At 70.5% G+C, this 11541-nt stretch carries 11 protein-coding genes and 1 pseudogene; 6 read left to right on the plus strand and 6 right to left on the minus strand.

Features of this window, described 5'->3' with window-relative positions:
• Nucleotides 1–97: 97 nt before the first annotated feature.
• Both F3T56_RS38570 and F3T56_RS38575 read left to right on the plus strand, forming a co-directional pair.
• Nucleotides 98–499 (plus strand): aminoglycoside phosphotransferase family protein, encoded by a 402-nt coding sequence (locus F3T56_RS38570; RefSeq protein WP_172639341.1) that lies wholly within the window; start codon nucleotides 98–100, stop codon nucleotides 497–499.
• 174 nt (nucleotides 500–673) lie between these two features.
• Nucleotides 674–1597, plus strand: a complete 924-nt coding sequence (locus F3T56_RS38575; protein ID WP_149830128.1) for an aminoglycoside phosphotransferase family protein — start codon at nucleotides 674–676, stop codon at nucleotides 1595–1597.
• Between the two features lie 6 nt (nucleotides 1598–1603).
• Here the strand turns inward: F3T56_RS38575 and F3T56_RS48725 are convergent.
• Together F3T56_RS48725 and F3T56_RS38585 are read right to left on the minus strand one after the other, a co-directional pair.
• A pseudogene (locus tag F3T56_RS48725) lies at nucleotides 1604–1866 on the minus strand (transposase); the annotation flags it as partial.
• Between the two features lie 52 nt (nucleotides 1867–1918).
• Nucleotides 1919–2683: a class I SAM-dependent methyltransferase gene (locus F3T56_RS38585; protein WP_149830129.1), complete on the minus strand. Its 765-nt coding sequence runs from the start codon at nucleotides 2681–2683 to the stop codon at nucleotides 1919–1921.
• 188 nt (nucleotides 2684–2871) lie between these two features.
• Here F3T56_RS38585 and F3T56_RS38590 point away from each other — a divergent pair, with 188 nt between their 5' ends.
• Complete coding sequence (locus tag F3T56_RS38590; RefSeq protein WP_149830130.1) at nucleotides 2872–3786, plus strand: aminoglycoside phosphotransferase family protein; 915 nt, start codon at nucleotides 2872–2874, stop codon at nucleotides 3784–3786.
• An 84-nt stretch (nucleotides 3787–3870) separates the two neighbouring features.
• Here F3T56_RS38590 and F3T56_RS38595 read toward each other — a convergent pair whose 3' ends face one another.
• Nucleotides 3871–4662, minus strand: a complete 792-nt coding sequence (locus F3T56_RS38595) for a phosphotransferase family protein (RefSeq protein WP_172639342.1) — start codon at nucleotides 4660–4662, stop codon at nucleotides 3871–3873.
• Between the two features lie 128 nt (nucleotides 4663–4790).
• Complete coding sequence (locus F3T56_RS38600) at nucleotides 4791–5342, minus strand: HIT family protein (RefSeq protein ID WP_149830132.1); 552 nt, start codon at nucleotides 5340–5342, stop codon at nucleotides 4791–4793.
• A gap of 568 nt (nucleotides 5343–5910) precedes the next feature.
• On the opposite strand from F3T56_RS38600, the gene F3T56_RS47215 reads away from it, so the two are divergent.
• Nucleotides 5911–7560, plus strand: coding sequence for a serine/threonine-protein kinase (locus F3T56_RS47215; RefSeq protein ID WP_216373062.1), 1650 nt, complete (start codon nucleotides 5911–5913; stop codon nucleotides 7558–7560).
• Here F3T56_RS47215 and F3T56_RS38610 read toward each other — a convergent pair.
• Nucleotides 7557–8255: an ArsR/SmtB family transcription factor gene (locus F3T56_RS38610; protein ID WP_149830133.1), complete on the minus strand. Its 699-nt coding sequence runs from the start codon at nucleotides 8253–8255 to the stop codon at nucleotides 7557–7559. The genes F3T56_RS47215 and F3T56_RS38610 overlap by 4 nt on opposite strands.
• Nucleotides 8256–8343: 88 nt before the next feature.
• Here F3T56_RS38610 and F3T56_RS38615 point away from each other — a divergent pair, with 88 nt between their 5' ends.
• Together F3T56_RS38615 and F3T56_RS38620 are read left to right on the plus strand one after the other, a co-directional pair.
• On the plus strand, nucleotides 8344–9735 hold the full coding sequence (locus F3T56_RS38615; RefSeq protein WP_149830134.1) for an MBL fold metallo-hydrolase: 1392 nt from the start codon (nucleotides 8344–8346) through the stop codon (nucleotides 9733–9735).
• Between the two features lie 44 nt (nucleotides 9736–9779).
• Nucleotides 9780–11015, plus strand: a complete 1236-nt coding sequence (locus F3T56_RS38620) for an MFS transporter (protein WP_149830135.1) — start codon at nucleotides 9780–9782, stop codon at nucleotides 11013–11015.
• A gap of 235 nt (nucleotides 11016–11250) precedes the next feature.
• Here F3T56_RS38620 and F3T56_RS38625 read toward each other — a convergent pair.
• Nucleotides 11251–11541: zinc ribbon domain-containing protein (locus tag F3T56_RS38625; RefSeq protein ID WP_149830136.1), on the minus strand; the 291-nt coding region annotated here is incomplete at its 5' end.

The following is an 11541-nucleotide window of genomic DNA, read 5'->3' on the forward strand; positions in this document are numbered from 1 at the left end:
TAGAGGTGCCCAAGGCCCTTCGGGGCTTCGACCGCTGGCAGCACCAGGGCGAGGCGGGGCACCGGTGGCTGGCGGCCCTGCCGGACACCGTCGCCGAGTGGTGCGACCGGTGGACCTGGAGGTCGACGGGCAACCCATGCACGGTTACCACAGCCTCGTGGTGCCGGTCAGCCGAGACGGCGAGCCGCCGGCGCTGAAGCTGACCTGGCCCGACCGGCATATGGAGGAGCAGATGCTGGCGCTGCGTCTGTGGGACGGCCTCGGCGCGGTCCGGCTGGTCGACGCCGACACCGCGGCGGTCGTGGTCGGGGGCGTGGGCATCACCCTGCACGGCGTGTGGTGGTACACCCCACTCAACCACGCGTGCCCGCCGGACGCGCGGGGCAGGCTGCACGACGCCGCCGTCCCCGGATTGTGGAGCCCGTCGGGATGGCTGGGGCTGTGCCCGCTGTGGCGCTGGTCGGGGTGGGCGCCGTGGCCGGGCTGGGCGCTGTGGTGATCCTGCTCGCCGGATCCCTTAAGCGGCTCGTCCCCGGCTTCAGCCGCTACGGTGCGGCGGGGCCCGTCCGCCGAAGGCACCCGCTTCGCCCGGCCGGCCGGAGCGGTCCCGGGGCCGCTGACCGACCGTGACCAGTACTCGACCGTGACCGACACCTCCGCAGGAGATCCCGCCATGAGCGCCAGCCAGGACAGTTCCGTGCCCACCGCCGAGCGGCCGGTGCCCGACCTGGACCTCGCGCGCCGGCTCGTGCGCGAGCAGTTCCCCCAGTGGGCCGAGCTGCCGCTTTGCCCGGTCGAGCCGCAGGGCTGGGACAACCGCACGTTCCGCCTTGGCTCCGACCTCGCGGTCCGGATACCCAGCGCGCGGGGTTACGACGCCCAGGTCGAGAAGGAGCACCGCTGGCTGCCGGTGCTCGCCGAGGTGCTGCCACTGCCGATCCCGAAGCCGGTCGCCAAGGGTGCGCCAGGCCCGCTGTTCGACGGTCCGTGGTCGGTGTACGCCTGGTACCCCGGGCAGACGCTGAACCGCGCCGGTGCCGGGGAAGCCGATCTGGCCGCTGTCGCGGTGGGCCTGGGCGAGTTCCTGACGGCCCTGCGCGCCACGCCGACGCAGGACGCCCCGCCGCCGGGGACGCACAACTCCTCGCGTGGCGCCGAATTCACGGTCTACGCCGACGAAGCCATCCTGGCTCTCGCCGGGCTCGTGCCCGAAGTGCGGGAGGTGGGCGAGCGGTGCGTCCGCCGCGCCACGGAGTCTTCGTGGATCGAGGCACCGGTGTGGCTGCACGGCGACATCGCACCCGGAAACCTGCTGCTGAGCGAGGGACGGCTCTCGGCGGTCATCGACTTCGGCTGCTCCGCCGTCGGGGACCCTGCCTGCGACCTGGTGGCCGCGTGGACGATGTTCGACCGCGAGACGCGTCCGCTGTTCGTCCGCGCGGCCGGTCTGGACCAGGACACCTGGCACCGCGCCCAGGGTTGGGCGGCCTGGAAGTCGGCGATCACCCTTGCCGGGGCCGACAGCACGCCGGAGGCGCGGTCGCTGGCGGAGCGAACCCTCGCCGAGCTGGCCGAGGACGTCGCGCAGCAAGCCTGAATCGGGGTAGTCGGTGCCGGACAGGTCGCGTTCCTGGAACACGGCGTGGTCGGCCTGCCACTGCGCTGTCAACCGGGTCACGGTGGCCGGCGACACCCGGCCGAGGAGCCGAGGAACTGCTCCATCGCGGGCACGAAGTCCCCGGAGGACAGGCCATGCAGGTAGAGCAGAGGCAGCAACTCAGCGATCTTCGGGGACGTGCGGCACCAGGGCCGGAAGATCGCCGAAGAGAACCGCTTGCGCTTGCCGGTGGTTTCATCAACGCGCTGGGGAGTGTCTTCAAGGTCCCGTCTGCCCGGCGCTGTGTGGTGCGCACGTTCCCTAGGGCATTCCGGGAGGGACGGGCTCCGCGGTACCGCGCCGCGCCACGAACACGAACTCCCTGCCCGGCCTGTCGGGTGCGTCGCGTACGTCCTCGATGACGAAGCCGTGCTCGTGCAAGTCCCGCTCGATCTCCGTACGTGCGCGGAAGCGAAGTGTCGATTCCGAGGTCAGTACGTCCCCGTCTGCAGCGAACACGTGCGTACCCCGGAAGCTCACCAGCGGCAGGCTCACGTCCGTCAGCTCGGCCCAGGTCTCGACGTGACCGACGCCCGGGAGGTCCGTCATGCGGTACGTGGTCTCGCGCGTCCACTCCGCCCACTCCTCCCACACGCGCTGCGCCGGATCGCGCGTCTCGAAGACAAGCCGCCCGCCGGGCCGCAGCGCCTCGTACGCGCCGCGCAGCGTCGTACGCCACGCCTGCGGATCGGCGATCGACTGGGCGACGTTCCCGGTCATCGTCACCAGGTCGATCTGCATGGGCGGCAGGTCCCCCGCGTCGCCGTCGAGCCAGCGCACCCGCTCCGCGCCCGGCTTGCCACGCGCGACGTCGACAGACGCCCGCGCGGGATCGATCCCGGTGACCGTAATCCCGCGCCCGGCGAGCAGCAGCGCGAACACGCCCGTACCGCACCCGATGTCCAGCACGGACCGCGCCCCGAACTCCTCCGCCATCGCGAGATACGCGTCGAGATCGCTGCGGTCCGGATCGAGTGGGTCGTAGATGGCTGCGAGGCGCGGATGCCCGAAAGTTGCGTCAACCATGGAGGCGAACCTATGTGGCCCCGAGCCCGCGCGGCCACTGCTTTTTCGGGTTACGGCTCCAAGCGGACGCGCCCTCGTGAGTGGTGAACGCGACGACCGGGGTCTGGCTGGTGCCGGGCTGCCGACGGGCAAGGTCACGCGACAAGAAACTGGTTGCAGTTGGAGATCGTGACGCGGATGCTTCCGCCATGAAGATGCACGCCAACCAGCTGACGGTGTCGCCTGAGACGGTGCGCACGTTGGTCGATCAGCAGTTTCCTGAGTGGCGGAGCCTGCCGGTTAGGAGCATCGCTGCGCAGGGCACGGTCAACGCCCTCTTCCGCATCGGTGATCGGTTCGCAGCTCGATTCCCTCTTGAATCCGCAGACGTCGAGCCGACCCGGCGCTGGCTGGAGTCCGAGGCGGAAGCAGCTCAAGAGCTGGCAGGTCGCACGCGTTTCCCCACGCCCGAGCCGGTCGCGCTCGGTGAACCCGGCGCAGGCTACCCGCTTCCGTGGTCTGTGCAGACGTGGCTGCCCGGGATCGTGGCCGCCGATGAGGACCCCGGCGAATCGGTGGCGTTTGCCGACGACTTGGCCGATCTCATCGGCGACCTGCGTGCTATCGACACGCGTGGCCGCACGTTTGCCGGTACAGGCCGAGGAGGCGACCTGCAAACCCATGACGCCTGGATGGAGACCTGTTTCAGGCACAGTGAGCAACTCCTGGACGTTCCTCGGCTTCGCCGCATGTGGGCGACTTTGCGCGATCTGCCGCGAAGTGCGGCTGCGGACGTCATGGCCCATGGCGATCTGATTCCTGGCAACGTGCTCGTGTCCGCCGACCGTCTGGCGGGGATTCTCGACGTTGGCGGCTTCGGGCCGGCTGACCCTTCTCTGGATCTCGTGAGCGCGTGGCATCTGCTCGAGGCCGGGCCGCGGCAGGTGCTCCGCGATCACCTGGGCAGCGACGACCTTGAATGGGAGCGAGGCAAGGCGTGGGCTTTCGCTCAAGCGATGGGGTTGGTCTGGTACTACGTCGAAAGCAACCCGGCCATGAGTCGGATGGGTCACCGATCCTTGGAGCGCATCCTGGCGGACAGTTCGCCTCGGTCATCGACGTGAGGGAGTCGGCTGCTTCTTCGCCCAGTCGACGAGGGTGCCCGCGTAGGCGGAGTCCGCCCAGACGATTGCGATTTTCCTGAGCTGTCACACGTCGAGCCAACGCTCCGCGAGCTCGAGAGTCCTTCGGCGTACGCGGGCGATCCCCAGGGCACCGTTGAAGGCGGCGAAGGACGGCCACAGCAAGAGGAAGACCGCGAGTTCCTCCGCCAGCAACGCGTGCTGCAGCGTGTGGCGTTCACACGGCCGACTGTCCACGTACGCGTCGATCAGCGCCTGAGGGACCGTCGTGCCGGCAAGTGTGGCGCGAACGCTGAGGAACGCCAGATCGGAGGCGGGGCGGCCGATACCGGCTGCCTGCCAGTCGCAGAAGACCACGGAACCGGCTCCGCGGGAGTACACGAGATTGTCCGTGTGGCAGTCGCCGTGGATGAAGACCTGCGGTATGGCGTCCATCTGGTCCCCCAACTCGGCTCGGTAAGCGAGGAGTTCGGGGAGCTGCGGGAGCGTGGAGGCCCAAAAGGCATTGATCTGCTCCAGGTCCGGATCGGCGAGAGCCTCGCACAGCGCGTCGGGGCGGGTCCACTCCGCCTCCGTAGGCAACGGCATGCTGTGCAGACCTGCCAACTCCCGGCCCAGGTCGGCCCACATGCGTGCCGTCCACGCACCGGGCTCATGGGCCTCGCCCGCCGCCTCAAGGAGTACGGCCACGCCGTCCTCTGTGTCCAGGTGGTCGAGGAGCCTCGGCGTGCGTACCGGCGCGAGGGGTGCGAGGCGCTGGTAGAACCGCAGCTCCCGCCGAGCCGCCGCGATCGCCTCCGGGCCCAGCACGGCAGGAGTGACCTTGAGGTACGCGCCCTGGCCGTCGACCGTGCGCACGGCATGAACTCCGGCTCCGGACCGCGACTCAAGTGGTGAAGGGGACGCGCAGGGCGCCAGCCTCAACGAGTCCAGGGCGGCTGTCGCGAAATCACTCGGTATCCGGGCTCCCGGGACTTGAGATCCGGTCACAGCACCCGGAGCCCGCCGCGGGCCGCGATGCGTTCACGGATACGCGCGGCCATGTCGACGGACTCCTCGGGGCTCATGGCCAGCACACCGCCTTCAGCCATCAGGGCGTGGAACTGCTGCTGCTCATAGGGCACGTCCGGCGGCAGGCAGGCGATGTGCCAGTGCAGATGCGCGTTGCCCTGCTGGCTCCCCAGCGAGTACAGGTACGTCCGCTCGGCTCCCACGCAGTCCTCCACCGCGAGGGCGACCTCCCGAACGACGAGCATGAGCCGGACGTACGCCTCTTGGTCGAGATCACGAACGACATGCTCGACATGCCTCTTCGGCGCGACCAGGACCTTGCCGGCCAGGGTGGGCCACCGGTCGAGGAAGGCGACGTGGTCCTCGTCCTCGAAGACCGTGTGATGCCCGTAGTCGGGGTGCCCCGAGACAAAGGCACACACGAAGCACGGCCCACGACGCGCCCTGTCCTCGTAGGCGTCCAAGTCAGCTCGCTGCCGTTCCGTGGAGTTCGTCACGCGTTGATGCGAGGCACGGGGCGTGATCATCCACCGAGTATGGCGAGGCGGTAAATCCCGCACAAGGCGTCGTGGCCAGCCTCCAGATCAGCGTGGGCGGGGGGGGCTGCGTCCCGACCGGCCGAAGGCACGTCCAGGGCACATCCAGGGCACATGAGCATGGGAAACGGCGTAGACCGATGAGAACTGCGGGGAGGTGTTCCCGCAGGTCAACGCACATCCCGCCAAAAAACCCCAGGTCAGCACCCCACCTCTTCCAATCGCTGCACGAGTGGCAGGACTTCTCGCATCGGCTGCATGAGGCGGGGCATCAGCCCTATTGCCTGGTGTGGCCCTGACCTGGGGTTTCATCGGTAGCGGGCGAGGTCTTCGGACCTCGCCCTTTTCAGTGCCGGAGAGGCGCCGTCAGGCGGCCAGGTGCCCACGAAATCGTCACGGAAGAAATCGCCCTCGACGGATCGTAACGGTCCCGTCAGGGTCGGAGAGTTGACACAATCACCGTCAGGTACTGGTCGGAGCGACGTGCCCCACTTGCCGGGTGAGGATGGGCCGTTGCCCACACCGGGGCAGGAGGGCGGCTCCAGTGACGGGGGTTGGCATGGACGAGCTCAGGCCCGGCGATCCGCAGACCGTGGGGGAGTATCGGCTGCTCGGCCGTCTGGGGTCCGGTGGAATGGGCCGGGTCTACCTGGGGCGTTCGGCGCAGGGTCGCACTGTGGCGGTCAAGCTGGTGCACGGCGAACTCGCGGTGGACCCGGAGTTCCGTCAGAGGTTCCGGCGAGAGGTCGAGGCCGCCCGAAGAGTGGTGGGCGATTGGACCGCAGCGGTGGTGGCGGCGGACACGGAAGCTGCCGTGCCCTGGGTGGCGACGGCCTATGTTCCCGCACTGACGCTGCACGAGGCAGTGGAGCGGCACGGGTTCCTGCCGGAGGAGTCGGTGTGGGCGCTCGCCTTCGGACTGGCGCGAGCGCTGGAGACCATTCACGGCTGCGGGCTGGTACACCGGGACCTGAAACCGTCCAACGTGCTGCTCGGCCTGGACGGGCCCCGGGTTATCGACTTCGGGATCGCGCGCGCGGCCGACGGTGAGGGGCTCACCCGTACGGGCATGGTGGTGGGCACCCCCGGATTCCTCTCTCCCGAGCAGGTGAACGGCGTGCCCGTCACCGGGGCGAGTGACGTCTTCTGCCTGGGGGCCGTGCTCACGTTCGCCGCGACCGGACGATCCCCATTCGCCGGCGCCGGCCAGGGAGCCGCGGCGGGCATGGTGGCCGTCGTGAGTGAGCCGCCCGTCCTCGATGGCATCACCGGCTCGCTTCGCGACCTGGTGGAGAGCTGCCTCGCCAAGGACCCGGCGGAGCGCCCCACTCCCGCGCGTGTCGCCGAGTCGGCCGAGGCCGCCGGGTACGACCGCTCACGTCCCTGGCTTCCGCCGGAACTGCTGGACCACCTCGGGCGGCACGCCGCACGGCTGCTGCAGGTGGAGACCCCGCCTCCCACCACGGTGGACAGGCCCGCCGGGCAGCCGGAGGCGTACTGGGCCACCCAGACCGCCGCTCCCGGTCCGGGTCACCCGGCACCCGGACCACCGCGGCCCCTCCCGTCTCCCCCCGCGGGCACGCCACAGCCCATGGCCTTTCCCCCGCCCGGAACGCCACAGCCCGGCCCCATCCATCCGGCGGCCGGCGTACCGCACCACCCGCACCCCTCCCCTCCGTGGAGTGCCGCGCCCACCACGCCCGGCGGCCCTTCGGTCAGGCCGGGCACGCCGGGCACGCCGGGCAGGTCGGCCCGGAATGCGGTCATCGTGGGGGCGGCTCTCGTCCTCGCGGGCGTGGTGGCCGTGAATCTGGTGAACGAGGGATCCTCCTCGTCAGGAGGCAAGGACTCACCGACGGCCTCGACCGCCGCTGACAGGCCTGCGCCGTCCTCGTTCCGCTACGAGGGCACCTGGCGGGGCACGGTGACGCAGGGCGAGAGCAACACCTATCCCGTCAAGGCGGACTACAAGGGCGGCAAGATCGGCGAAACCGTGGCCACGGTCGACTACCCGACGCTGGATTGCGGTGGCATCTGGGTGCTCGTTTCGCAGACCGACCAGGGCACCGAGGTGGAGGAGCGGATCACAGAAGGCACAGAGAACTGTGCCGACGAAGCGCCCATCACCCTCACACCGTCATCAGACGGCACACTCGAGTACTCGTTCGACCTCATGGAGTCCGGCCGGGCAACGCTGCGACGGGACTAGCCGGCGGCGGGCACGGTCGAGGTGGGTTCGCCGGGCTCGACGGGCAGGTCGGACAGGCGCCATTCCAGCATGCCGTCGTTGAGGCGGATCGCGCGGCGGCCGTGGGCCGTCAACAGGCGTACGGCGTCGTAGGCGAGCACGCAGTACTCGCCGCGGCAGTAGACGACGATCTCCGTCTCCTCCGGCAACTCGCCGATGCGGTCGGCCAGTTCGTCGATGGGGACGGAGATCGCGCCCGGGATGTGCCCGGCCCGGTACTCCTCCGCCGGGCGTACGTCCAGTACCACCACGTCGCCCGCCGCGACGCGGGCGCGCAGTTCGTCGTGGGTGACCTCGGTCGCGCCGTCGTCGCCGAGGTAGGCGTCGCGGGCGGCCGGTACGGCGGCCTGGTGGGTCTCGGCGACCTTGCGGAGCAGCGCGAACAGGTGGGCCACGTCGTCGCCGGCCAGCCGGTAGTGGATGCGTACGCCCTCGCGGCGGGTGGCGACGAAGCCGGCCTGTTTCAGGGTCTGGAGATGCGCCGACGCCGTCGTCAGGTTCAGCCCGGCCGCCTTGGCCAGGGCGTCGACCGTGCGCTCGCCCTGGGCCAGCAGGTCGAGCAGTTCCAGCCGCTTTCCGCTGGCCAGCGCCTTGCCGCTGGTCGCGAACGCGTCGTACAGCCGCGCCTTCGCACCGGCCGTGATGTTCCCCGCCATGACATCCTCCATAAATCCATGGAATAGTGTAAGTGATGGTGAGGGCGTGTGACCACAGGCCCCCTCGCCCTCGAACCTGGGAGGACCGATGGGCTTCGCCGACGACCACCTGATACCGCTGGTCGACAAAGGGCTGGGCAACAGCGCCTACCTCGTCGACCTCGGTGACGGCCGCGCCCTGGCCGTGGACGCGTGCCGTGACCTGCGTGCCCTGCGCGCGGCCGCCGAGCGGCGCGGGCTGACCGTGGCGTACGCGGCGGACACCCACCTGCACGCGGACTTCCTCTCCGGCGCGGTCCAGCTCGCCCATGACGACGGCGCCCGGGTGCTGGCCTCCGCCGCCGGACGGCGGGCCTTCCCGCACGTACCGCTGGCGGACGGCGACGAGACGGACCTCGGCGGTCTGACCCTGCGGGCGCTGGCCACCCCCGGCCATACGGACGAGCACCTGTCCTTCCTGCTCCTGGACGGCGACCACGTACTCGGCGTCTTCACCGGCGGCTCGCTCATCGTGAACTCGGCCGCCCGCACCGACCTCCTCGGCGCCGAACGCACCGAGGAACTCGCCCGCGCCCAGTACCGCTCGCTGCGGCGGCTGGCCGCGCTGCCGGACGCGACGGCGGTGTGGCCCACCCACGGTGCCGGTTCCTTCTGCTCGGCCGCGGAGGGCGCGGAGCGCACCTCCTCCATCGGCGCGCAGAAGCGGACCAACCCCCTGCTGGCCGCCGCGGACGAGGACACCTTCGTACGGCGTCTGCTGGCCGGCCTCGGCAGTTACCCGGACTACTTCGACCGGCTCGCCGAGGCCAACCGGCGCGGCCCCGCCGTACTGACCACCGCGCCGGTGCTGCCCGACCTGACCGCCGCGCAGGTCAAGTCCCTCCTCGCCGAGGGCGGTTACGTCGTCGACGTCCGACCGGCCGCCGAGTACGCGGCCGGACACATCCCGGGCGCGCTCTCCGTCCCGTTGCGGGACCAGTTCGCGACCTGGCTGGGCTGGCTGCTGCCCGACACCGCGCCCCTCGCCTTCGTCGCGGGCGAGGTTCACCAGAACCATCAGGACCATCAGGATCTGAGCGAGATCGTCTGGCAGGCGTACAAGATCGGGTACGAGCGCCTCGCCGGACGTCTCCGTGGTGGCATGGCCGCCTGGCTGGCAGACGGCAACCGGCAGGCCACGACCACGTTCGTCACCGCCGAGCGTGCCGGGAAACGGCCGTACGTCGACGTACGGCAGGAGGCGGAGTTCGCCGCCGGGCACGTTCCTGGCGCGGTGCACATCGAGCTCGGCGGGCTCGCCGACCGTGCCGCCGACGCCCCGGACGGGCCGGTCGTGGCGTGCGGCCACGGTGAGCGGGCCATGACCGCCGCCAGCCTTCTCGAACGCGCGGGCCACACCGACCTCGCCGTCCTCCGCGGCGGACCGGACGACTACGCGGCGGCCACCGGCCGACAACTCGTCCAGGGCACGGGCAGGTGAGGGCTGGTCATGGGCACCGGCAGACTCGTACTGAGCGCCGGCACGTGAGGCCTGTTCGTCTGGGCCTGCGGGAGAACCGGTTGCAGTTCACCCTGCTCGTCGTCGTGAACGTCTGCGTCGGCGGCCTGGTCGGCCTGGAACGCACCACCGTCCCGCTCATCGGCACCGACGTCTTCGGTCTGACCAGCGACCTGGCCGTCTTCTCCTTCATCATCGCCTTCGGCGTCACCAAGGCCCTGACCAATCTCGCCGCCGGCGCCCTGACCGCCCGCTTCCGCCGCAAGCGACTCCTCGTCGCCGGGTGGCTGGTCGGCGTCCCCGTCCCCTTCGCCCTCGCGTGGGCGCCGTCGTGGGGCTGGATCGTCGCCGCGAACGTCCTGCTCGGCCTCAACCAGGGCCTGACCTGGTCGATGACGGTCAATATGAAGATCGACCTGGTCGGCCCGGCCCGCCGTGGCCTGGCCACCGGCCTCAACGAAGCCGCCGGTTACACGGCGGTCGGCGCCACCGCCCTCCTCACCGGCTACCTCGCCACCGCGTACGGTCTGCGCCCCACCCCCGAACTCATCGGCGTCGTCTTCGTCGCCGCCGGACTCGCCCTCTCCCTCGTCGTCCGCGACACCGCCGCCCATGTCGCCCTCGAACTCGCCCAGCACACCGAGCCGTTGCCCACCGACGAGGACACCGGCTTGAAGGCCACGTTCGCCCGTACGTCCTGGCGCGACCGTTCCCTGCGCGGCGCCAGCCAGGCCGGTCTGGTCAACAACCTCAACGACGGCCTGACCTGGGGCGTCTTCCCCCTCCTCTTCACCGACCACGGCCTCGGCCTCGCCGCCGTCGGCCTGATCAAGGGTCTCTACCCGATCCTGTGGGGCCTCGGCCAGATCCCCACCGGACACCTCGCGGACCGCGTCGGCCGCAAACCCCTGGTCGTCCACGGCATGTTCGTCCAGGCCGCGGGTTTCGTCCTCGCCCTGGCGCTGCTCGACCGCCCGCTCCTCGCCGGCGTCCTCTCCGCCGTGTTCCTCGGCATCGGCACGGCCATGGTCTACCCGGCCCTGATCGCCTCCGTCTCCGACCACGCCCACCCCGCCTGGCGCGCGGGCGCCCTCGGCACCTACCGCTTCTGGCGCGACCTCGGCTACGCCGCCGGCGCCCTGACCGCCGGCATCCTCGCCGACACCCTCGGCCTGAACGCCACCGTCATCGCCGCCGCCGTACTCACGGCCGCGTCGGGCCTCCTCGCGGCGTTGTGGATGACGGACCGGCCGGGGCGGTGAGCGGGAGGCTGTCGGGGTTCAGCCCGCGCGCGGCGATTGGCGGATCCGTCTCGGCAATACACCCCGTTTACGGCTTTTTGCGGCGGCCCGGTGGGACTGTTCTGCCAATCGCCGCGGGCAACGGTTGCCTCACGGCTGTCTCACGTCTGCCTCACGCCCGTGGAGTCGGCGCGGGGCGGGAAGCGGGATGTGAGGGTGAGGGCTTGACGCTCTCCTCCCTGAAGGGAGGAGATTCTTACGGCTCGCGCCGTGAGACTTCCTGTTTCATCGCCGACTGCCCGCCCGGAGAACTCCGTTGAGGTCTTACACCAGCTCCGCAGGCTGTAACGGCCCGTCCGGCCGCCAGAAGGTTCTTTGCCGCGTTCACGTCCCGGTCGTGGGTCGTGCCGCAGTCGCACGTCCAGGTGCGGACGTTCAGCGGCATGTTGTCCTGCAGGGTGCCGCAGGTGGAGCACAGTTTGGAGGAGGGGAACCAGCGGTCCACGACCACCAGGTTCCGCCCGTACCACGCCGTCTTGTACTCCAG

The sequence above is a fragment of the Streptomyces tailanensis genome, assembly GCF_008386495.1.
GTDB classification, from domain to species: Bacteria; Actinomycetota; Actinomycetes; order Streptomycetales; family Streptomycetaceae; genus Streptomyces; species Streptomyces tailanensis.

Bases quoted from the DNA above. Each gene is read 5' to 3' on its own strand.
- F3T56_RS38585 (WP_149830129.1), bottom strand. From the start codon at position 2,683: ATGGTTGACGCAACTTTCGGGCATCCGCGCCTCGCAGCCATCTACGAC.
- F3T56_RS38610 (WP_149830133.1), bottom strand. From the start codon at position 8,255: ATGGCGGGGAACATCACGGCCGGTGCGAAGGCGCGGCTGTACGACGCG.
- F3T56_RS38575 (WP_149830128.1), top strand. From the start codon at position 674: ATGAGCGCCAGCCAGGACAGTTCCGTGCCCACCGCCGAGCGGCCGGTG.
- F3T56_RS38600 (WP_149830132.1), bottom strand. From the start codon at position 5,342: ATGATCACGCCCCGTGCCTCGCATCAACGCGTGACGAACTCCACGGAA.
- F3T56_RS38615 (WP_149830134.1), top strand. From the start codon at position 8,344: ATGGGCTTCGCCGACGACCACCTGATACCGCTGGTCGACAAAGGGCTG.
- F3T56_RS47215 (WP_216373062.1), top strand. From the start codon at position 5,911: ATGGACGAGCTCAGGCCCGGCGATCCGCAGACCGTGGGGGAGTATCGG.
- F3T56_RS38590 (WP_149830130.1), top strand. From the start codon at position 2,872: ATGAAGATGCACGCCAACCAGCTGACGGTGTCGCCTGAGACGGTGCGC.